This window comes from Solimonas sp. K1W22B-7 (assembly GCF_003428335.1).
In the GTDB taxonomy this organism is placed as follows: Bacteria; Pseudomonadota; Gammaproteobacteria; order Nevskiales; family Nevskiaceae; genus Solimonas_A.
Genome location: NZ_CP031704.1, coordinates 2298429 through 2320880 on the forward strand (window position 1 = coordinate 2298429; position 22452 = coordinate 2320880).

Genomic DNA, 22452 nt, shown 5'->3' on the forward strand with positions numbered 1-22452 from the left:
TCAGGCCAGGTACTTCTGGACCAGCCGGCCGACCTCCGGCACCATCGCGGCGATGTCCTTGTCGGCACCGCCGCGGAACTTGCCGTAGAGTGACTTGGCGGTGGCGTTCTGGCTGGTGGACATCAGCTGGTCGATGGTGCGGGCCAGCACGGTCGCCGTTTCGCCAGCGTTCTTCTTCAGGAAAGCGGTGAAGTCGGCGCCGCCGTCCTTCTGGAAACGCTCGAACAGCGGCTGCAACTGGACGGCGAATTCGGGCAACATGCGGGCGGCGCCGCGCTGCATCACATCGGGCTTGCCCGACTTGAGCATCGCCAGGCCGGTTTTCAGGGCCATGCCGGTGAGGCCGCCGCGGTGGGCGAGGGCGCCTTCCAGCAGCTTGGCCAGGTCGGCTACCGCCGCGTCTTTCTTCTCGGGCGCCAATAGAATATCGCTCAAGGATTTCATCAGTGTGGACTCTCGATGGCTGAAGACAGGAAAGGCGGAAAGGGTAGCATTTCTTCCCTGAAAACCCGCCCGCTGGAACGCAACTTTGCGCTGACCATGCTGGGTCTGGGCGCCGGCAGCAAGATCGTGGCCCATTCGGTCGCCAACATGTTCCGCGACGAGGCCGCGCGCGACTCTGCCGATCGCGCTTTCTACAAGCGCCAGGCGCAGGTGCTGGCCGACGAGCTGGGCAATCTCAAGGGCTCGGTGATGAAGGCCGGGCAGATGCTGTCGCTCTACGGCCAGTACTTCCTGCCGGAAGAGGCGGTGACGGTGCTGTCCAGCCTGCAGGACGACACCGCGCCGGTGGACTGGGAGCTGGTGCTGCCGGTGCTGGAGCGCGGCATCGGCCGCGAGCGCCTGCGCGAGCTGGAGGTGGACCACCGCCCGCTGGCGGCGGCCTCGCTGGGCCAGGCGCACCGGGCGCGGCGCAAGCGCGACGGCCAGGAGCTGGTGATCAAGATCCAGTACCCGGGCGTGGCCGACGCCATCGAAAGTGACATCCGTACCCTGTCGCGGCTGCTGATGATGACGCGGCTGGCGCCCAAGGGACTGGACCTGGAGCCGGTGTTCAACGAGGTGCGCGAAATGCTGCACCGCGAGGTGGATTACGAAACCGAGCGCCATTTCACCCAGACCTTCGCCGAAAAACTCGCAGACGACCCGCGCTTCGTGGTGCCGCGCGTCTTCGGCGAGTACAGCAGCGACCGTGTGCTGACCACCAGCTTCGAGCATGGACACCATGTCCGCGACGCCGCGGTGCAGGAGCTGTCGCAGGAGCGTCGCAATGGCCTGTCGCGGGCCTTCCTGGAGCTGTTCCTGAAGGAGTTCTTCCGCTGGCACATGGTGCAGTCCGACCCGCATTTCGGGAACTACCGCATCCGCCCGGGCGCGGACGGCCAGGACCGCATCGTGCTGATCGACTTCGGCGCCACCCGCGTGTTCGGGCGCGGCTTCGTCGAGAGCTATGCCGACATCGTGCGCGGCGGCATCGAGCGCGACAGCGCCACGGTGCTGCGCGGCGGCATCGACATCGGCCTGATGAAGCCGGGGTTCCCCAAGTCGGTGCTGGAGACCTTCGTCAAGCTCTGCGAGACCATCGTCGAACCCTTCGGCGACGCCGACCGCATGCCCGCGCATCTGCGCAACGAGCGCGGCGAGTACCTCTGGGGCAAGAGCGACCTGCTGCTGCGTGCCGGGCGCATGGCGGCTTCCAACGCCCTGTCGGTGCATTTCAAGGTGCCGCCTCGGGAGATCGTGTTCCTGCACCGCCGCCTGGCCGGTGTCTTCATCATGCTGGCGACCCTGCACGGCGAACTCAACGCCCGCGACATGCTGCTGGAGTACATCAGGGAGGGCTGAGGCCGGCGGGCGGGCTGGCCAGGGCATGGGCTGCGGGGCAGGGGCCTTGCGGTTCGCCTGGCGCCGCCATCCGAGCCATTTCGTGCCGTCCGGCTGCCCGGCAGGAGCCGGCGCCGCCCCTTGTTCAGGCCGCATTCAGTCCCCTGTTGCAGTGCGATGAAATCCCTGGTGGTTTCGCCGGAAACTTGTTGGCGCCTATGGGGATTTGCGCTAGCATCCTTTGCGCTCGGTGCCCCTGGGCCGAAGTTCTCCGACAGGTGGGCAACCATCCGAATAACCAAAGACGAGGAGATGTTCCCGATGAAAAAAGTCTTAGTAACAATCCTTGGCGCCGCAGCGCTGTGCCTTACGGCACAGGCCGGAGCCAAGGTCCCCGCAGCGGAGGCGGCCAAGCTCGGCGCCGAACTGACGCCGGTGGGCGCCGAAAAGGCCGGCAACGCCGACAAGTCGATCGGTGCCTGGGAGCCCCGCGCTCGCGAGGGCGCGCTGAAGGGCGACTGGCCGCATGACGACAAGATCGATGGCGAAAAGCCGATCTACACGATCACCAAGGCCAACATGGCGCAGTACGCCGCCAAGCTGTCCGAGGGCCACAAGAAGCTGCTGTCGAGCTACGACAGCTACAAGATGAACGTGTACCCGTCGCACCGCACTGTTGGCTGGCCGGACGAGATCTACGCCGCCACCAAGGCCAATGCCGCCAGCTGCGAACTGGTCAACACCGAAATCCTCAACGGCTGCAAGCTCGGCTTCCCCTTCCCGATTCCGAAGTCCGGCGCCGAGCCGATCTGGAACCACAAGCTGAAGTGGCGCGGTGAGTCGGTCACCCGCTACAACAACCAGATGATCGTGCAGCCCAATGGCCAGTTCCAGCTGACCAAGATCATCGAGGACGTCACCTTCGGCTACGCCTCCATGAAGAACCCGACCGAGCTCAAGCCGGGCCAGGGCGAGTTCCTCAAGTACCTGTCGAAGACCGTCGCTCCGCCGCGCCTGGCCGGCACCTTCATTCTCGTGCACGAGAAGATGGGTACCGGTGCCGAAGGCCGCGCCGCCTGGCTCTACTCGCCGGGCCTCAAGCGTATCCGCCGCGCCCCGACGGTCTGCTGCGACAACCCGTACGAAGGCACCGACGGTCACCAGTTCTACGACCAGGTCGACATGTTCAACGGCGCCCTGGAGCGCTACAACTGGAAGCTGGTGGGCAAGAAGGAGATGTACATCGCGTACAACTCCAACAAGATCGCCGGCAACAAGGTCAAGTACAAGGACCTGGCCAAGCCCAAGCACCTGAACCAGGATCTGCCGCGCTACGAGCTGCACCGCGTCTGGGTGGTCGAGGCCGACATCAAGCCGGGCACCAGCCACACCTTCAAGAAGCGTCGCTTCTATCTCGACGAGGATGGCTGGACCGTCGGCATGGTTGACGACTACGACAACCGCGACCAGCTGTACCAGTTCCAGGAAGGCCACATCATCAGTGCGCCGAACATCATGGCCGCGACGACCGTGCCGGAAGTGATTTATCACTTCACCTCGGGCCGTTACTTCATCACCGCGGCCTGGAACGAAGACAAGCCGATCGACGCCACGGCCAGCTTCAACGCCGACTACTTCAGCGCGGCCTCCGTGCAGAAGATGACGACGAAGTAAGCCGTCAGCAGTACCAGAGGCAAGGGAAGGCCGCCGGGGTATGCCCCGGCGGCCTTTCTCGATAATGAGGGGACGGCCCAAGGCCGCAGGGGATGGAAACCAGATGAAATACGACGAGAAGCTCGACTACGACAAGCCGGTCGACACGGTGCTGCGCATGTATACCGACCGCAGCTACTTCGAACGCAAGTACAAGGACTCCGGTGCCTGGGATGTCGAGGTGCTGGAGCACGAGAAGAGCGGCAAGCACTTCCGCATCAAGTGCCGCTTCAACATGAAGTCCGACGTGCCGTTGCCGGACTTCGCCAGGAAGTTCATCGGCGAGTCGGTCACCGTGGTGCAGCAGGACGCCTGGGACCTGGACAAGCTGACCGGCCGCATCGATACCGAGATCAAGGGCGCCCCGGTGAAGGTCTTCACCGAGATGCAGCTCAAGCCCGAGGGGCAAGGCTGCGCCAATCACCTGCGCTGGAACGTCAACTGCGGTATCCCGCTGATCGGCGGCAAGCTGGAGAAGGTGCTGGCCGAGGACCTGCAGGCCAAGTCGCGCACCGACTACCAGTCCAGCATCAAGATCCTGCGCGACTACTGATCATGGCCACCGATCCGACGCCCGGGCAGCCCCCGGATGAACCGCCGCCCAGCCTCTGGCAGACCATCGCCAGCGTCGCTGCCTCGTTCTTCGGCGTGCAGAGCTCGAAGAACCGGAAGCGTGACTTTTCCAAGGGCAAGCCGCTGCATTTCATCCTGGTCGCCCTGGGCATGACCGTCGCCTTCGTCCTGGTGGTCTGGGTCGCGGTGCGCCTGGCGCTGCGCAGCGCCGGCCTCTGAACCTCCGTATGGGCCATCCCCCCGTTTTTACCCGGGGCGGGGCCTTGCCGCCACCCCTTGTTCCGGCGCAATAATGGGCATAGCGCGCCGTACGAGCGCGCAGCACACATCGGGAGGAGATATGGCAAGTCACGGCTTGCGCGTGCTGGCCCTGGGCGTGGTTGCCCTGGGCGTGGCCGCGGGTGGGGCCTGGTACGGGCTTCAGCAGCAGAAACTGGCCCAGGCAGCGTCCGCCGACCTGGCCCTGTACGAATCGGCACAGACGCGCACCCCCCTGGTCCTGACCAGCCGCGCCGCCGCGGTGGAAGGGCTGGTCGAGCGGGGCAGCGTCGTTGGCAAGCTGGTGCCGGCGAAACAGTTGCTGGTCCCGCGCCTGCAGGCCGATGGCCGCAAGGGCTATGACCTGTGGCTGGCGCTGGAGTACACGCCCGGCACGGGCGGCATGAATGGCTCCGGCGAGTTCGTCATCGTCAACCGCGGATGGATCGCCGAGTCCGAGGTTTCCGACGCCGCGAAGTTCCGCGTGCCGGACAGCGAAGGCGAGTTTTCCGGCTACTGGGTGCCGCTGCCCCTCAGCGCCGATAACGAGCTGGGTGCCGAAACCTGCCTGGATACCTCCTGGCCCAAGACCCTGAGGACCCCGAATCCCACTTTCGGCGACATGAAGTGCCTGTTCAACTCGCAGCAGATCGCGCAAGGCCTGCTGATGCTGACCACCGAGCTGGGCGAGGGCGCCGACCGCAACTGGACCGGACAGCGTCAGGCGATCGTCAAACGCTACCAGACGATGGTCTACGGCGCCTTCGGCGCTGCCGCGCTAGCGCTGCTGCTGTGGCTGGGGTTTGCGATCCTGGGTCGTCCGCGACCGGCGGTTGCGGCTCCCGCGCCGGCACCCGCGGCTCCCGCGGCAACGGAGACACCGGCGGAGGAAGCGCCGGCCGGGGCCAAGCATCATCATCCGCACGCGCCGCTGGGCAAATTACAGCGCTAGGGGTTTGCTGAACGGTGGGAGCGGCTTCAGCCGCGATGGGAGCTTGAAGCGCCCCATCGCGGCTGAAGCCGCTCCCACATTTCGTTCGGGGTTCTACTTCTTCTTCCCGCGCAGCCCCTTGAGCCGGTAGAGCTGTTCCAGCGCCTCGCGCGGCGTCAGCGCGTCCGGGTCCAGCTGATCCAGCAGGCGGTCGCTGTCGGAGTCCACCACTGCCGCGAACAAAGGCAGCTGCGGCGCGGCCGCGGCAGCCGAAGGCGGCGGCTCGCGGCCTTCCAGTTCCAGCAGGTGCGTGCGGGCGCTGCGGATCACCGCTGCCGGCACGCCGGCCAGCTGCGCCACCTGCAGGCCGTAGCTGCGATTCGCCGGCCCGGCCTTGACCTGGTGCAGGAACACCAGGCGCTCGCCCGCCTCGGAGGCATACTCGGCGGCATCCAGGTGGGCATTGGCCACGCCCGGCAGCTCGTCCGCCAATGCCGTCAGCTCGAAGTAGTGCGTGGCGAACAGCGTAAACGAGCGCAGCTTGCCGGCCAGGTGCTCGGCCACCGCGCGCGCCAGCGACAGGCCGTCGTAGGTCGAGGTGCCGCGGCCGATTTCGTCCATCAGCACCAGGCTTTGCGCGCTGGCGTTGTGCAGGATGTTGGCGGTTTCGCTCATTTCCACCATGAAGGTCGACTGGCCCGAGGCCAGATCGTCGGCGGCGCCGATGCGGGTGAAGATGCGGTCGATCGGCCCCAGGCGCGCCGATTCGGCCGGCACGTAGCAGCCGGCATGCGCCAGCAGCACGATCAGCGCGGTCTGGCGCATGTAGGTGGACTTGCCGCCCATGTTCGGGCCGGTGATGACCAGCAGGCGGCGGCTGTCGTCCAGCAGCAGGTCGTTGGGCACGAAGGGCTCGCGCAGCGTCTGCTCCACCACCGGGTGGCGGCCACCGCGGATGTCGAGGCAGGGCGTGCCGACCAGCTGCGGGCGGCTCAGGTTGAGCGCGCGCGCGCGCTCGGCGTAGCAGGCCAGCACGTCCAGTTCGGCCAGGGCCTGCGCGGCCTGCTGCAGCGGCCGCAGGCGCTGCGCCAACAGCTCCAGCAGGGCCTCGTACAGTTCCTTTTCGCGTGCCAGCGCGCGGTCGCGCGCCGACAGCACCTGGTCCTCGAATTTCTTCAGTTCCTCGGTGATGTAGCGCTCGTAGTTGGTCAGCGTCTGGCGGCGCGTGTAGTCGGCGGGAATCTTCGCCGCATGGGTCTTGCCGACCTCGATGTAGTAGCCGTGCACGCGGTTGTAGCCGACCTTCAGCGCGTCGATGCCGGTGCGGGCGCGCTCGCGCTGCTCCAGGTCCACCAGGAATCCGTCCGCGTTCTCCGACAGCCGGCGCAGGTGGTCCAGGGTTTCGTCGTGGCCGCTGCGGAACACACCGCCGTCGCGCGCCAGCAGCGGCGGAGTGTCGGACAGGGCGCCGGCCAGCAGGGCCGCCGTGGCGCTGTGGTCGCCGAGTTCGCGACGCAGGTTCTCGATCAGCGGCGCTTCCAGCGTGCCCAGCGCGGCCAGGATCGCGGGCAGCGCATGCAGGCTGTTGGACAGGCCCAGCAGGTCGCGCGGTCGCGCCGAGCGCAGCGCGATGCGCGCCAGGATACGCTCGATGTCGACGATGTCGCGCAATGCCTCGCGCAGGCCGCGGTCCGCGGAATCGTCCAGCAGGCTGGCCACGGCGGCGTACCGGGCCTCCAGCTGCGCATGGTCGCGCAGCGGCCGCGTCAGCCAGCGGTGCAGGGCGCGTGCGCCCATCGGCGTCACGCAGCTGTCGAGCACGCTGATCAGGGTGTAGTCGTGCTGGCCCGACAGCGAACGGTCGATCTCCAGGTTGCGCCGCGAGGTGGCGTCCAGGATCAGGGCCTCGCCGGCAGTCTCGGTGCGCAGGCCCGCGACATGCGGCAGCGCGGCCTTCTGCGTTTCCTGCACGTACTGCAGCAGCGCGCCGGCGGCGGCGATCGCTGCGGGCAACTCCTCGCAGCCGTAGCCGCGCAGGTCGCGCGTGGTGAACTGCGCGGTCAGCAGCCGGTAGGCCGAGCCCGCGTCGAAGTGCCAGACCGGCCGCAGCCGCGCCGGGAAACCGCCCCAGTCGGCGCTGCCGCCATCGGCCGCCAGCAGTTCGCTGGGACGCAGGCGCTGCAGTTCCGACAGCAGGTCGGCGCGGCGCTCGGTCTGCAGCACGGAGAAGCGCCCGGTCGAGAGTTCCAGCCAGGCCAGGCCGTAGCTGCCCTTGAATTCCGACACCGAGGCCAGCAGCGTCTGCGTGCGCGCATCCAGCAGCGCCTCGTCGGTGGCGGTGCCGGGGGTCACGACACGCACGACTTCGCGGCGTACGGGACCCTTCTCTGCGCCCACTTCGCCGACCTGCTCGGCGATCACCGCCGACTCGCCGGCCTTGATCAGGCGCGCCAGGTACTGCTCCACCGCATGATGCGGCACGCCGGCCATGATCACCGGCGCGCCGCCGGACTCGCCACGCTGCGTCAGCGTGATGTTGAGCAGCTTCGCCGCCTTGCGCGCGTCGTCGTAGAACAGTTCGTAGAAGTCGCCCATGCGCAGCAGCACGAGCGTGTCGGGATACTGCGCCTTGATGCCGAAGAACTGCTGCATCAGGGGCGTGTGTTCGCTATAGGGCGTAGCGGCGGTCATGTGCGCGAAGACTCGAACAGGTCGGCCATCCAGCCGCGGCCGCCGCGGCGCAGCAGCGAGGCGCCGTAGAGCAGCACCAGCAGCAGCAGGCTGGCCTGTTGCAGCAGGCCGCCGCCGTGGACGTGGAGGTCGGGGATCGTGGTCTTGAGCGGCGGCAGGAACAGGTTCACCGCCAGGCCGATCGTTACCGCGCCGACGGCGGTGATCACGGCGAAGGCCAGGGCATGGCGGCGATCATGCAGCTTCGCCAGCACGCCGAAGGTGGCGACATTGGTGGCCGGCCCGGTGAGCAGGAAGGCGATGGCGGCGCCGGGCGAGACGCCGGCGGCGATCAGCACCGCCACCAGCGGCGTGGCCGCCGCCGAGCAGACATACATCGGCATGCCCAGCAGGGCGAACACCAGTACCTCCACGCCATCGGGCAACTGTGCCCACAGCACGGACTCGGCATAGGGCACGAGGAAGGCCGCCAGGGCGACGCCGGCAATGATCCAGGCGGCGGTGTCGTCGACCAGGTCGACCAGGCCGCTGCGCAGCGCGCGCCGCAGCCGGGGCTGCTGCGTCGGCGCAGGAGCATGATGACCGCCGCAGCAGCTGGGCGCGGCCGGGACAGCCGTCGTGGTGGCCGGCAGCAGGCGTGCCAGTGTGTAGCCGATGAAGGCGGCGAGCAGCGCCGCGCAGCCGACGCGCAGCAGCGTCGCCTCCCAGCCCAGCAGCGGCAGCGACACGAACAGCGCGGTCAGGCCCACCTCGGGGGTGGCGATGAGAAAGGCCGTGGCCGCCGCCAGCGGTACGCCGCGCTTGATCAGCGACTGGTACAGCGGCAGCACGCCGCAGGAGCAGATCGGCAGCGGCAGGCCCAGCGCCATGCCGCGCAGCGCTTGCGAGCCAGGTCCGCCGCGCGACAGCCAGCGCAGCCAGCGATCCGGCAGCTCGCCGGTAATGAAACCGCCGATCAGGTAGGCCAGCAGCAGGGCCGGCGCCGATTCCAGGGCCAGCGCGAGGAAGCGTTCTCCGAAGCCGGAGTGACCGGCCTCATGCGCGTGGGCGCCGCCGATCAGCAGCAGCGCCGCCAGCGCGGCCAGGTTGCCCAGGCCTTCGTAGGGCGGCCGGGAGGCTTGTTCGGCGGCATGGTCGTCCAGGTGCGGGCGGCCGAACACCACGTGCAGGATCGAGCCGGCGACCAGGGCCTGGAACCAGGCGCCGGCCTGCAGGCCGAGCACCGCGTTCAGCTCGATGCCGTAGTGGTAGCCGGCCAGCGTGCCCAGGCACATCGCCGCGATCGCCAGCGAGGGCAGCAGGGCGCCGAACACCGGTGCCATCAGCCACCACACGACCAGGCCCACCGGGATGCTGTGGATCGCCACCGCCAGGGCCAGCGCATCGTGGCGGTGCAGGCTTTCCTCGCCCAGCGGCGACAGGGCGGCGCCGTCGGCCATGCTGTGCAGCACCAGCCCCAGGATCGCCAGCGCCAGCGCCGCGATGTGGGCGCCGCGGCGGGCGCGGCTCAGCAGATGCTCGAACAGGGTAGGGCCGAGCAGGCCCAGCAGCAGGAAGGCACCGCTCCACAGGCCACCGTCGACGAAGGCCCCGGGCACCACCTCCAGCAGCACCAGGCCGGCGATGCTGACCAGCACGAAACCATCGAGGAAGGCCAGCAGCGCCGGGCGCCGGTGCGCCACCGCGTAGATCAGCGGACCGGACAGCAGCGCGGCGAGCGTGGCGAGGAGCAGCGCGAGATGCATGAAAAGGGAGTTATGCCACGAAAAAGGGTTAACAGAAGGGGGGCATTATCCCATAGCATTCGGACAGCAATGGAGGGCAGCGAATGAAAGCAGCATGGATACTGCTGGGGGTAGTCGCCGCGGCCGGCGCCGGCTATGGCGTCTGGCAGATGCAGCAGGACGACTTCGACTATGAAGCGGCCTTCGAGAAGCCCGAGGGCGCGGAACTGCCCCAGGCCCCGGGCGTGATCCTGCGCGTGCCGGAGCTGGCCGGCCGCAGCCCCGACGAGGTGACGCAGAAGCTGGGCCGCCCGCAGGACTGCGAGGACTCCCTCTACAGCCGCCGCTGCCGCTATCCCGACGCCCGCGCCAGCGTGCTGTTCATCGACGGCAAGGCCAGCTGGTTCACCGCCGACTTCGCTGACTCCGGCTACCCCCTGCAGGCCGAGACCCTGGCCGCCCTGGGCCTGCCCGAGGGCAAGCCGCAGCAGGTGGGCAAGCGCGAACTGGTCTGGACCGGCATCGCCGGCTACCAGGAAATCCACCTCTACGGCGACAGCCAGGGAATCGTGACGCATGCGCTCATCAAGACTGCTGCTCGCTAGCCTGGCCCTGCTGGCCAGCTCTGCCGCGCAGGCGGAAGCGCTGGGCATCGTCCGCGTCACGCCCGAGGGCGACGACGTCAAGGACACGCGCCAGATCGTCATCGCCTTCGACCGCGCCGTGGTGCCGCTGGGCCGCATGGAGCGCGAAGCCTCCGAGGTGCCGGTGACACTGGACCCGGCGATCCGCTGCGACTGGCGCTGGCTCGATCCCTCGACCCTGGCCTGCAACCTGCCCAGCGACGAAAAGCTGCGCCTGGCTTCGCGCTACACGGTCGAGATCCGCCCGGAGTTCGTCACCGAGCAAGGAGAGAAGCTGGAGCGCGGCCAGACCACCCGCTTCGTCACCGAGCGGGCGCAGCTGCGCTACACCCGCGTGGCCGACTGGGAAGGCCCCGGCCAGCCGGTGGTCTACGCCCGCTTCACCCAGCCGGTGACGGCGGCCTCGGTTGCCGCCGCCCTGCGCATCGGCGGTACCGCGGTACAGGCGCAGGCAGACCCGGACGATCGCGAGATGCCGTTCTGGACGCCGCGCGGCGAAGCCCGCGAGCAGTGGCTGCTGCGCCCGGTGCGAGCCTTGCCGCTGGATACGGCGCAGCGCCTGTGGCTGTCGCCGGGCCTGGAGTCGATCTACGGCACCGAGACCGGCATCGAGGACCGCGAGGCCGAGAACCTGCACACCTTCCCGGAGCTGCGCCTGCTCGGCATCAGCTGCCTGCGCAATGCCGCGCCCGGCAGCGAGCCCCAATGGGGCATCGTGCACGAGGGCCAGAGCTGCGATCCGCTGGGCGGCGCGGCCCTGAGCTTCAGCGCGCCGGTGCGCACCGCCGAGGTCAAGGACCGCCTGACGCTGGAGCCCGATCCGCGCAAGGCCTTCAAGAAGGACTACGACCCCTGGGCCAATGGCGGCGACGAGGGCGGCAGCATCGGCGGCCACTCGCGCGAGTCCAGCTACTCCGTGTCGCTGCCCTTCAATTTCATCGGTGGCAGCAGCTACCGCGGCGCCCTGGCCGCAGGCCTGCGCGATGTCTTCGGCCGCGAACTGAAGGCGCGCGACTTTGCCTTCCGCACCGGCGACCGCACGCCGCGCATGGTGTTCGAGCACGAGCGCGCGGTGATCGAGTCCGGCATCGACTCGGAAGTCCCGGCGATCGTCACCAACCTCGGCAGCATCGACGCGCGCTTCAGCCGCCTGACCGCCGCCGGCCTGCAGAAGGACCAGCAGCACCGCGTGCCGGTGCAGCCGGTGCGCAACATCGCCTTCGCCATGCCGCTGGACGTGCGCGGCATGATCGGCGCCTCCTCCGGCGCGGTCAGCGGCAGCATCGTCACCACGCCGTCCACCTCCAGCGAACCGCAGCGCTTCTTCGCCGAGGTCACGCCCTGGCAGGTGCATGCCAAGCTGGGCAATTCCAACCTGCTGGTCTGGGTCACCGACATGGCCAGCGGCAAGCCGGTGTCCAAGGCCAAGGTCAGCGTGCTGCTGGGCTTTGGCGGCGACAGCAAGGCCGAGGCGGTGACCGACAGCAACGGCCTGGCCGAACTGCCGGGCACGGCGGTGCTGGACCCCGAACTGAAGAACGCCGGCTGGCGGCCCGATCCGGGCCTGATGGTGCGCGTGGCGAAGGACCAGGACCTGGCGCTGCTGCCGCTGGAGTACGAGTTCCAGGTCGACGTCTACCGCGCCTCGCGCAACCAGTTCTCCGAGTGGCGACGGCCGAAGCATGGTCACCTGCGCTCCTGGGGCACGACCGCGCAGGGTGTCTACCGCGCCGGCGAGACGGTGCAGTACAAGATCTACGTGCGCGACGAGGCCGGCCGCTCGCTGGCCGCGGCGCCCAAGTCCGGTTACACGCTGAAGGTCTACGACCCCACCGGCAACGCCGTGCTGGAGCAGGCCAAGCTCTCGCTGTCCGACTTCGGCGCGCTGTCCGGCGACCTGAAGCTGGGCGAGCGCGCCGCGGTGGGGTGGTACCGCTTCGAGCTGACGCCGGACTTCGCCAAGGACGATCCGCTGGAGCCGCTGCGCGTGCTGGTCAGCGACTTCACCCCGGCGCCGTTCCGTGTCGGCGCCGAGCTGCGCGCGCATGAAGCAAAACCCGGCGACGAAGTGGAGGCCGTGCTGGCCGCGCGGCTGCATGGCGGCGGGCCTTTCTCCGGCGCCCCCGCGCGCATGGTGGTGCGCGTCGATGCCGCGCCCTTCACCTCGAAGGACCCGGTGGCGATGCAGTATGAATTCGCCAGCTACGAGGCGCGTGCCGCCGAGCCGCTGCTCGACACCGAGACGCAGCTCGACGCGCAGGGCCAGTTCGCACAGAAGCTCAAGCTGCCGCAGATCGACACGCCCTATGGGCGTCTGCTGTTCGACGCCACCGTGCAGGACGATCGCGGCAAGGGCATCGGTGCCCAGGCCACTGTGCCGTACTACGGCCGCGACCGCTATGCCGGCGTGCGCTGGGACGGCTGGATGCTGCAGCAGGGCAAGGAGGCTTCGGTCGGCACGATCGTGGTCGGCAGCGACGGCAAGCCGGTCAAGGGCCAGCCGTACTACGTCAAGGTCGACCGGCAGGAGACCAAGGGCGCGCGCGTCAAGGGCGCGGGCAATGCCTACATCACGCGCTATGTGCAGAGCTGGAAGCGTGTCGGTACCTGCAAGGGCCGTTCGAAGGCGGAGGGCGTGGCCTGCGCGTTCACGCCGGATGCCAGCGGCGAGTTCCGCATCACCGTGATGACGCAGGATACCCAGGGCCGCCTGCACGAATCCTCCACCTGGGTCTACGCCCAGGGTTCCGACGAAGTGCTGTGGGAGGACACGCCGGACTACAGCCTGGAACTGCGCGCCGACCGCTACGAGTACAAGGACGGCGACACCGCGAAGCTGATGGTGAAGAACCCGTACCCCGGCGCCCGCGCGCTGGTGACGGTGGAGCGCTACGGCGTGCTGGATCGCTGGGTGGAGAAGCTGTCGGGCTCCACGCCCGAGATCCGCATCCCGGTGAAGCCGGAATACTTCCCCGGTGCGTACGTCTCGGTGGTGGTGATGTCGCCGCGCGTCGACCAGCCGCTCAAGGAGGGCGTGGACCTGGGCAAGCCCAGCTTCCGCATGGGCTATCTGGAACTGCGGGTCAACGACCCCACGCGCGAGATGAAGGTGAAGGTATTGCCGCAGCGCGAGGAGATGCGCCCGCGCGAGACCGTGAAGATCGAACTGGAGGCGGCGCCGCGGCACAAGAAGCCCGGCGACCGTATCGAATACGCGGTGGCGGTGCTCGACGAGGCGGTGTTCGACCTGATCAAGGACGGCAAGGACTACTTCGATCCGCTCAAGGGCTTCACCCGTCTCGACGCGCTGGACGTGGCCAACTTCGGCCTGCTGACGCGCCTGGTGGGGCGGCAGAAGTTCGAGAAGAAGGGCGCCAATCCCGGTGGCGACGGCGGCAGCGACCTGTCGATGCGCAGCATCGACAAGTACGTGGCCTACTGGAACCCGGCCTTGCCTGCCGACAGCAGCGGCCGTGCGCGCTTCGAGTTCCAGGCACCGGACAACCTCACCGGCTGGCGCATCCTGGCGCTGGCGGTGACGCCCGACGACCGCATGGGACTGGGGCAGGCGGTGGTCAAGGTCAACAAGAACACCGAGCTGCGACCGGCGCTGCCCAACCACGTGATCGCGGGGGACCGCTTCGATGCCGGCTTCACCCTGCTCAACCGCGGCAAGGGCGAGCGCAGTTTCACCCTGAGCATCCGCGCCGAGGGCGCGACGCAAGGCGCGAAGAGCGAAACCTTCACGCTCAAGCCCTTCGAGCGGCGCAACGTCTACCTGCCGCTGCAGGCGCCCACGGCGGGCGAGATCCGCCTGACCGTGCAGGCCGGCGAGGGCAAGGACGCCGACGCGCTGGTGCAGACGCTCAAGGTGCTGGCACGCAAGCCCAACATCACCGTGGCGGACTACGGCCACTTCGAGGCCGGCGCGGAAGTGCGCATTCCCCTGAAGCTGCCGGAGACGATGGAGCGCGGCGAGCTGAAGTTCACGTTCGCGCCGACCGTGCTGGGCGATCTCGACGGTGCCTTCGGCTACGTGCGCCAGTATCCCTATGCCTGCTGGGAGCAGCGCCTGACCAAGGCGGTGATGGCCGCGCACTACCTCAAGCTGCGTCCGCGTCTCAAGACGGTGGGCGACTGGCCGGAGGCGCAGCAGCTGGCCACGGCGACGCTGGAGCAGGCGGCGAGCTTCCAGGCGGAGGAGGGCGGCATGGGTTACTGGTCGCCCGACGCGCAGCGCCAGAGTCCCTACCTGTCGGCCTACACGGCGCTGGCCTTCGGCTGGATGAAGGACCTGGGCTACGAGCCGCCGAAGCTGGTCTGGGACCGCCTCGACACCTACCTCGAGAAGCTGCTGAAGGAAGACATCAGCGCCGAGGGCTTCGACGCCCCGGAGACGCGGGCGCAGGTGCGCGCCGTGGCGCTGGCGGCGCTGGCGCAGCGCGGCAAGCTGAAGAAAGACGACCTGGAGCGCTACGCCAGCTGGCTGCCGCGCATGGGCCTGTTCGGCCAGTCGCTGTTCCTGCAGGCGGCCAGCCGCGTCGACGGCAGCGGCCTGCTGATGAAACAGACGCGCGACCTGATCCTGTCGCGCGGCCAGGAGTCCGCCGGCAGCCTGATGCTGCGCGAGGATGACGACAGCAGCTGGCGCTGGTGGCTGCTGGGCTCCGAGCTGCGCTCCAACTGTGCCGCCTTGTCGGCTTTCACCGGCCGCTACGGCTGGGACGCGGCGATGACCGAGCTGCCGATGAAGCTGACGCGGACCATCACGCAGGCCCGCGGCAACCGCTTCCACTGGAGCAACACGCAGGAAAACCTGTTCTGCACGCGCGCCTTCATCGAGTATGCCGACCGCTTCGAGTCGGTGACCCCTGACCTGCTGGCGCAGGTGATGCTGGGCGAGGCGAAGTTCGGCGAGGTGAAGGTCACGCGCGAGCAGGGCGGCCAGCTGCAGAAGCCGGTCACCGCGCAGCAGGCCGGCGCCGCGCCGCCGATCCTGATCCAGTCGCAGGGACAGGGCCGTGCCTACTTCACGGCGGCACTGAGCTATGTCGAGAAGGAAGCCGCGGCCCGCGCGATCAACGCCGGCATGCAGGCACGGCGCAGTTACGCCGTCCTGCGCGACAAGACCTGGGTGCCGATGGAGCCGCCGCTGAAGCTGAAACGCGGCGACAAGGTGCGTGTGGAGCTGACCCTGGACCTGCCGTCCTGGGCGACCTACATCGTGGTGGACGACCCGGTGCCGGGCGGCCTGGAGCCGGTCAACCCGGACCTGGCCAACGTGCCGGGCGACGACGCCGCGCTGGCGATGGATGGCGCCTATGCCTTCTACCACCGCGAGCTGCGCCATGACGCCGTGCGCTTCTTCGCCGACTCGGCGGGGCCGGGCGAGTACCGCATGGCCTGGCTCGGCGTCGCCGTGGCCACCGGCGACTTCGCCGTGCCGGAGACGCACGCGGAACTGATGTACAGCCCCGAGGTGTTCGGCAACGGCATGCCGGCCCGACTGACGGTGACCGAATGAACGAAGACTGGGATTGGTACGTGAGCGAACTGGAGGGTCGTCCCGCGGCGACCTGCCTGGACCTGTCGCTGGGCGCCGAGACGCCGCTGCCGCAGCTGCCGCACCTGGTGTGGCTGCGGCTGGAGCTGCAGCAGCCCGGCAGCGACGGCCTGCCCGGCGAGGAAGAGGAAGAGGCCCTGCTGGCGCTGGAGGAGGAGCTGGCGACGCTGGACGACGAAGACACGCGTTACGTCGGCCGCCGCGACAGCGAAGGCGCGCGGGATTTCTTCTTCTACGACGCGATGCCCGACGACTGGCCGGAGCGCTGTGCCCGCGTGATGGCCGGCTTCGCCGGCTATCGCCATGAGACCGGGATGCGCGAGGACCGCGACTGGAGCCTGTACCGGGATGTTCTGTATCCACGTGGCGAGGATTTCGAGCGCATGCAGAACCGTCGCGCCTGCGAGGCCTTGCAGGACAATGGCGACGACCTGGCGACACCGCGCGAGATCGACCACTGGATCTACTTCGGCGATGGCGCCGCCTGCGCGGCCTTCGAGCGCCGTGCCGACGAGCTGGGCTTTTCGGTGCGCGCGCGCGTGGCGCCGCACGACGAGGAGCCACGCCACTGCCTGCAGCTCTACCGCATCGACATCCCCGCGCCGGAGCGCATCGACGAGGTGACGCTGCCGCTGTACCGCGCCGTCCGCGAGGCCGGCGGTGACTACGATGGCTGGGAGTCGCAGGTCGTCGAGTGAAGGCAAACCCCGCAAAGCTCGCGGCGGGGTTGCTTGCGGTGCTCGCCCTGGCGACGCTGCTGGCGCAGCGTCCGCTGCCGCGCACGCTGCAGCCGCAGCCCGGGCAGGCGGCGCAGGCCCTGGTGCTGGACCGCCAGGGCCGGCCGCTGAACCTGCGCTACGACGGCGGCTGGAACCTGCAGGAGCGCGTGCCGCTGGAGCAGGTGCCGCCGCTGCTGCGGCAGGCCTTCGTCGAGGCCGAGGACCGGCGCTACTGGGCGCATCACGGCGTGGACTGGCGCGCGCGCTTCTCGGCCACCTGGACCAACCTGCGCGCCGGCCGCTCGCTGCGCGGCGCCAGCACCATCACGGAGCAGGCGCTACGCGTGCTCAACCCGCGCCCGCGCACGCTGTGGTCGCGCTGGGTCGAAGGCTTCGAGGCGCTGCGCCTGGACGCGCGCTTTTCCAAGCCCGATATCCTCGAGTTCTATCTCAACCAGGTGCCCTACGGCGCCAACCGCCGCGGCGTGGCGCCCGCCGCGCACTACTACTTCGGGCGCAGCCTGGAGACGCTGTCGGAACGCGAGATGCTGGCGCTGGCGGTGCTGGTGCGCGCGCCCTCGCGGCTGGTACGCCAGCCCGAGGCGCTGGATGCCGCGATCGCGCGCCTGGCGCAGCGCCTGGCGGAGCAGGGTGCCCTGGCGCCTGAGCGCCTCGCCGCGCTGCAGGCCCAGCACCTGAGCTGGGCGAAGCAGCCGCCGGAGCTGGCGGCCGCGCACTTCGCCGCCGAGGCACAGCGTCGCTACGCCGGTACACCGCCGCTGCGCAGCAGCCTGGACGCCGCATTGCAGGCCAGCGCCGAGGGCTTCCTGCGCCAGCGCCTCGAGGGCCTGCGCAGCCAGGGCGTGCGGCAGGGCGCGCTGCTGGCAGTGGACCTGGACGGCAACCGCGTGCGCGCCTATGCCTCGGTGGACGACGAGCATCCGGGCGTGGTCGGCGTGGACGCGGTGCAGGCGCTGCGCCAGCCCGGCTCCACGCTCAAGCCGCTGCTCTACGCCATGGCGATCGAGAAGGGCTGGAACGCCGACACCGTGCTGGAGGACACGCGCCTGACCGAGCGCGTCAATGCCGGCCTGCACGAGTACCGCAACTACAGCCGCATGCACTACGGCCGCGTCAGCCTGCGCGAGGCCCTGGGCAATTCGCTGAACATCCCGGCGCTCAAGGCCCTGCAGTTCGTCGGCGGCGAAGCCTTCCTGCAGCGCCTGCGCGCGCTGGGCATGGAGGGCCTGTCGCGCCATCCGGATTTCTACGGTGACGGCATCGCCCTGGGCAATGGCGAGGTCTCGCTGTTCCAGCTGGTGCAGGCCTATGCCGCGCTGACACGGGGCGGGCAGTGGCAGGCCCTGAGCCTGCTGGAGAACGACCCGGCGCCGCGCCCGCTGCGCCCGCTGATCCAGCCGGCGGCGGCGCGCGCGATCAGCGAGATCATCTCCGACCCGCAGGCGCGGCTGCTGGAATTCGGCGACGGCGGCCTGCTGCGCTTCCCGGCCGAGACGGCGGTGAAGACCGGCACCTCCAGCGACTACCGCGATGCATGGACCGTGGCCTACAACGGCCGCTACCTGGTCGGCGTCTGGATGGGCAACCTCTCCGGCCGCGAGACCGACGGCATCACCGGCGCCCAGGGCCCGGCGCTGCTTACGCGCTCCCTGCTGGCGCGGCTGGAAGCGGACCGGCCGTTGCAGCGGTCCCAGCGCCTGGCGCACGCCGCCGGAGCCCTGCCGGCCGAACCGGCGGTCACCACGGCTCCGCCGGCCGAGCCGCGGCTCAGCCAGCCCTTCGACGGCCTGATGCTGGCGATGGATCCGCGCATCCCCGACCGGCTGGAAGCCTTCGAATTCGTCGCCGAATGGAACCGCCCGCTGCGGCGGACCACCTGGCACGTGAACGGCGCCTCGCCGGTGACGGTCGAAGGAGGCCGCTACCTGTGGCCGCTGGCCCGTGGCCGGCAGCGGGTCTGGGCCGAGCTGGAAACCGAGGACGGCCAGCGCGGCCGCACGCCCGAGACGGCCTTCCTGGTGAAGTAGTTTTTCCTTGCCGATCAGGGCACAGGACTTGCTTCTTCAGGTAGTACACGATTACTGCGGCGCAGCCCTCTTGATTCCTCGGGGGGTGGCCGCATTTCTGCAAGGTTGCGGCATAATGCCAGCGACCCCAACAGGAAGATCCGTGGAAACCCTGACCGACCGATCCGCCCCCGTACTCCCGCTTCGCGATGTGGTGGTGTTCCCCCACATGGCGATCCCCCTGTTCGTCGGACGCGAGAAATCCATCAAGGCGCTGTCGGCCGCCATGCAGAACGACAAGCGCATCCTGCTGCTTGCCCAGAAGACCGCGGACACCGACGATCCTGCCGAGAAGGACCTCTACGAGGTCGGCACCCTGGCCAGCATCCTGCAGATGCTCAAGCTGCCCGACGGCACCGTGAAGGTGCTGGTCGAAGGCGTGCGCCGTGCCCGCGTCACCCGCCTGGATTTCGGCAGCGAGTTCCTGGTGGCCGACTGCCAGCCGCTGCCGGAAGACCCGGCCACGGTGACCGACGACAAGGAGATCGACGCGATGACGCGTTCGATCCTGGCCCAGTTCGAGCAGTACTCCAAGCTCAACAAGAAGATCCCGGCCGAGCTGCTGCCCTCGCTGGCCAGCATGGATTCGGCCGGCCGCCTGGCCGACACCATCGCCGCGCACCTCAACCTCAAGCTGGAAGACAAGCAGCAGGTCCTGGAGATCCAGGACCCCAAGCCGCGCCTCGAGCATGTCGCCTCGCAGCTGGAAGGCGAGATCGACGTGCTGCAGATCGAGAAGAAGATCCGCTCGCGCGTGAAGCAGCAGATGGAGAAGAACCAGCGCGAGTACTACCTCAACGAGCAGATGAAGGCCATCCAGAAGGAACTGGGTGACAACGAGGATGGCCCCAGCGAGCTGGAAGAGCTGACCCAGAAGGTCGAGCGCGCCGGCATGCACAAGGATGCCAAGACCAAGGCCCGCGCCGAGCTCAACAAGCTGAAGATGATGCCGGCGATGTCGGCCGAGGCGACGGTGGTGCGCAACTACCTCGACTGGCTGACGCAGATGCCGTGGAAGCGCCGCAGCAAGACCGTGATCGACCTGCAGGCCTGCCAGGACAAGCTCGACGCCGATCACTACGGCCTGGAGAAGGTCAAGGAACGCATCGTCGAGTATCTGGCAGTGCAGTCGCGCGTAAAGAAGATCAAGGGCCCGATCCTGTGCCTGGTCGGTCCTCCGGGCGTGGGCAAGACCTCGCTCGGCCGCTCCATCGCCGAGTCGGTCAACCGCAAGTTCGTGCGCATGTCGCTGGGCGGCGTGCGCGACGAGGCGGAGATCCGCGGTCACCGTCGCACCTACATCGGTTCCATGCCCGGCAAGATCGTGCAGAACCTGTCGAAGGTGGGCGTGAAGAACCCGCTGTTCCTGCTCGACGAAATCGACAAGATGAGCATGGACTTCCGCGGCGATCCGTCGTCGGCGCTGCTCGAGGTGCTCGACCCGGAGCAGAACTCCACCTTCCAGGATCACTACCTTGAAGTGGACTTCGACCTGTCCGACGTCATGTTCATCGCCACCGCCAACACGCTGAACATTCCCGGTCCGCTGCTGGACCGCATGGAAGTGATCCGCCTGCCGGGCTACACCGAGGACGAGAAGGTCAACATCGGCCGCCAGTACCTGGTGCCCAAGCAGATGAAGCAGAACGGCCTGAAGGACGGCGAACTGGAGATCAGCGACAGCGCGCTGCGTTCCGTCGTGCGCATCTACACGCGTGAAGCCGGCGTGCGCAAGCTGGAACAGCACATCAGCAAGATCGCACGCAAGACCGTCAAGCAGCTGCTGATGAAGCCGGCCGACAAGAAGGTCAAGGTCACCGACAAGAACATCGACAAGTTCCTCGGCATCCCGCAGTACCGCTACGGCCGCGCCGAAGAGAAGAACCAGATCGGCCAGGTCACTGGCCTGGCCTGGACCGAGGTCGGCGGCGAGCTGCTGACGATCGAGGCGGCGTTGACGGCGGGCAAGGGCAAGATGACGCAGACCGGCTCGCTGGGCAACGTCATGCAGGAGTCCATCCAGGCCGCCCTGACCGTGGTGCGCTCGCGCGCCAAGGCCTTCGGCATCGACCCGGAGTTCTACGCCAAGAACGACCTGCACGTGCACGTGCCCGAGGGCGCCACGCCCAAGGACGGCCCCTCGGCCGGCATCGCCATGTGCACGGCGCTGGTCTCGGCCCTGACCGGCATCCCGGTGCGTGCGGATGTCGCCATGACCGGCGAGATCACGCTGCGCGGCGAAGTGCTGCCCATCGGCGGACTCAAGGAAAAGATGCTCGCGGCCCAGCGCGGCGGTATCCAGACCGTGATCATCCCGCAGGAGAACGTCAAGGACCTGGCCGACATCCCGGACAACGTCAAGAGCAAGCTCAACATCGAACCGGTCCGCTGGGTCGAGGACGTGCTGAAGCTGGCCCTGGAACGCCTGCCGGAACCCAGGCCGGAAACCGAGGCCACGCCGGCGGCGCCGGCCAATCCGGCGGAAGGTACGGCCGACAGCGCAAGGGCGCACTGAGGTCTGAGGCGGCAAGGCAAAAAGGCGCGGTCTCCGCGCCTTTTTGCTGCCTGTCATCCTGACGAGCGCGTCAGCTTGCGGCGTGCAGGTCGCCGACGGCACCATGTTCCGGGCACGAAGCCGCCCGGAGGATCAGGATGAGTCGCAGGTACGAGTACATTTCATATGCCGCCATCGGCGTGGGAGTGGGCGCCTTCCTTCTTGCCGTCTACCTGGGCCAGGGCAGCACGACGGTCAACATCTGGGGACCCGGCGGCGCTCCGCCGTTTCTGGCCATGCTCATCGGCTCTTCGATCCTGGCCTTCCAATGGGCTCGTGCCAAGGAAAGCCGACTCCCGGGCTGGATCGGATTGCTGCCGCCCCCTCTGAGCATCCTGGCGCTGCTTGTCGTGATCAGGAGCGGGCGCAGCCCGGCGCCGCGGGACAAGCCCTAGTGTTGCCGTTGCGGTGGCTCCTTTTCGTCCTGGCCCTGACGGCCAGTCTTGCCGGTGAGGCACGCGACCCGCGCTTCACGGTGCAGGCCGTGGACACCCGCAGCCAATCGCTGGAGCTGTTCCTGGACGACGAAGCCGGGCGGCCCTTCCATCGTTTCGAGCGCCTCGATTCCTGGCTGCAGACCCAGGGACGGCGGCTGCGCTTCGCCATGAACGCCGGGATGTTCCAGCCGGACTATTCGCCGGTCGGGCTGTTCGTCTCCAATGGTCGCCAGCGCCAGCCGCTGAATCTCTCCGCAGGCAAGGGAAACTTCTTCCTCGAGCCCAACGGGGTGTTCCTGCTGGGTGGCGCCGGCCCGAGGGTCGTGGAGTCATCCAGGTATCCCTCGATGGCGCAGGGCGTGCGTCTGGCGACGCAGTCGGGGCCGCTGCTGCTGAGGGCCGGCCGAATTCACCCGTCCTTCAATCCGCAGTCGCAATCGCGTCTGATCCGCAATGGCGTGGGTGTGCGTGGAGCGATGGCCTATTTCGTGATCAGCGAGCAGCCGGTCAGCTTCCACGAGTTCGCCGTCTTTTTCCGCGACGAGCTGCGTTGTGCCGATGCGCTGTATCTGGACGGCACCGTTTCGGGCCTTTATTCGCGGGAACTGGCGCGAAACGACGCCAGGGCCGATCTGGGGCCGATGATCGCTGTCGTGGAGCAAATCCCGCGGGACAGGCCCTAGCGCCGCCGTGCCGGCGGGCTGCCCTCGGTCGCCGCCTTGTGGCAGCGTATG

The 22452-nt window shown here is 68.5% G+C and carries 15 protein-coding genes; 12 read left to right on the forward strand and 3 right to left on the reverse strand.

Features of this window, described 5'->3' with window-relative positions:
- The gene (locus tag D0B54_RS10530) at nucleotides 1-444 is read right to left on the reverse strand and encodes a DUF6918 family protein (protein ID WP_162932337.1); all 444 of its coding nucleotides are present in this window, start codon (nucleotides 442-444) and stop codon (nucleotides 1-3) included.
- 96 nt (nucleotides 445-540) lie between these two features.
- Here D0B54_RS10530 and D0B54_RS10535 point away from each other — a divergent pair, with 96 nt between their 5' ends.
- The 5 genes from D0B54_RS10535 to D0B54_RS10555 all read left to right on the forward strand — a co-directional run bounded on the left by D0B54_RS10535 (nucleotide 541) and on the right by D0B54_RS10555 (nucleotide 5320).
- Nucleotides 541-1845 (forward strand): AarF/UbiB family protein, encoded by a 1305-nt coding sequence (locus D0B54_RS10535; protein WP_240433593.1) that lies wholly within the window; start codon nucleotides 541-543, stop codon nucleotides 1843-1845.
- A gap of 300 nt (nucleotides 1846-2145) precedes the next feature.
- Nucleotides 2146-3498, forward strand: a complete 1353-nt coding sequence (locus tag D0B54_RS10540; RefSeq protein ID WP_117291288.1) for a DUF1329 domain-containing protein — start codon at nucleotides 2146-2148, stop codon at nucleotides 3496-3498.
- A gap of 103 nt (nucleotides 3499-3601) precedes the next feature.
- The gene (locus tag D0B54_RS10545; protein ID WP_162932338.1) at nucleotides 3602-4090 is read left to right on the forward strand and encodes a DUF2505 domain-containing protein; all 489 of its coding nucleotides are present in this window, start codon (nucleotides 3602-3604) and stop codon (nucleotides 4088-4090) included.
- 2 nt (nucleotides 4091-4092) lie between these two features.
- Complete coding sequence (locus D0B54_RS10550; RefSeq protein ID WP_117291290.1) at nucleotides 4093-4329, forward strand: DUF2970 domain-containing protein; 237 nt, start codon at nucleotides 4093-4095, stop codon at nucleotides 4327-4329.
- 121 nt (nucleotides 4330-4450) lie between these two features.
- On the forward strand, nucleotides 4451-5320 hold the full coding sequence (locus tag D0B54_RS10555) for an SURF1 family cytochrome oxidase biogenesis protein (protein ID WP_162932339.1): 870 nt from the start codon (nucleotides 4451-4453) through the stop codon (nucleotides 5318-5320).
- A 93-nt stretch (nucleotides 5321-5413) separates the two neighbouring features.
- Here the strand turns inward: D0B54_RS10555 and mutS are convergent, their stop codons facing one another.
- Both mutS and D0B54_RS10565 read right to left on the reverse strand, forming a co-directional pair.
- Nucleotides 5414-7990 carry a DNA mismatch repair protein MutS gene (gene mutS, locus D0B54_RS10560; protein WP_117291292.1) on the reverse strand — a complete coding sequence of 859 codons (2577 nt, stop codon included), beginning with the start codon at nucleotides 7988-7990 and terminating at the stop codon, nucleotides 5414-5416.
- On the reverse strand, nucleotides 7987-9735 hold the full coding sequence (locus D0B54_RS10565) for a permease (RefSeq protein ID WP_117291293.1): 1749 nt from the start codon (nucleotides 9733-9735) through the stop codon (nucleotides 7987-7989). Before D0B54_RS10565 ends, mutS begins: the two co-directional genes overlap by 4 nt.
- An 83-nt stretch (nucleotides 9736-9818) precedes the next feature.
- Between D0B54_RS10565 and D0B54_RS10570 the strand changes: the two genes are divergently transcribed.
- The 7 genes from D0B54_RS10570 (at nucleotide 9819) to D0B54_RS10600 (ending at nucleotide 22401) form a co-directional block, all read left to right on the forward strand.
- On the forward strand, nucleotides 9819-10319 hold the full coding sequence (locus D0B54_RS10570; RefSeq protein WP_117291294.1) for a hypothetical protein: 501 nt from the start codon (nucleotides 9819-9821) through the stop codon (nucleotides 10317-10319).
- Complete coding sequence (locus tag D0B54_RS10575) at nucleotides 10291-15882, forward strand: alpha-2-macroglobulin family protein (protein ID WP_117291295.1); 5592 nt, start codon at nucleotides 10291-10293, stop codon at nucleotides 15880-15882. Before D0B54_RS10570 ends, D0B54_RS10575 begins: the two co-directional genes overlap by 29 nt.
- On the forward strand, nucleotides 15879-16619 hold the full coding sequence (locus D0B54_RS10580) for a DUF695 domain-containing protein (RefSeq protein WP_117291296.1): 741 nt from the start codon (nucleotides 15879-15881) through the stop codon (nucleotides 16617-16619). Before D0B54_RS10575 ends, D0B54_RS10580 begins: the two co-directional genes overlap by 4 nt.
- A complete protein-coding gene (locus D0B54_RS10585) occupies nucleotides 16616-18688 on the forward strand; it encodes a transglycosylase domain-containing protein (protein WP_117291297.1) in 2073 nt (690 codons plus the stop codon). Before D0B54_RS10580 ends, D0B54_RS10585 begins: the two co-directional genes overlap by 4 nt.
- Before the next feature lie 115 nt (nucleotides 18689-18803).
- The gene (gene lon, locus D0B54_RS10590) at nucleotides 18804-21242 is read left to right on the forward strand and encodes an endopeptidase La (RefSeq protein WP_117291298.1); all 2439 of its coding nucleotides are present in this window, start codon (nucleotides 18804-18806) and stop codon (nucleotides 21240-21242) included.
- A 137-nt stretch (nucleotides 21243-21379) separates the two neighbouring features.
- Nucleotides 21380-21676: a hypothetical protein gene (locus D0B54_RS10595; protein ID WP_117291299.1), complete on the forward strand. Its 297-nt coding sequence runs from the start codon at nucleotides 21380-21382 to the stop codon at nucleotides 21674-21676.
- Between the two features lie 89 nt (nucleotides 21677-21765).
- Nucleotides 21766-22401, forward strand: coding sequence for a phosphodiester glycosidase family protein (locus D0B54_RS10600; protein ID WP_205527324.1), 636 nt, complete (start codon nucleotides 21766-21768; stop codon nucleotides 22399-22401).
- Nucleotides 22402-22452 lie beyond the last annotated feature (51 nt).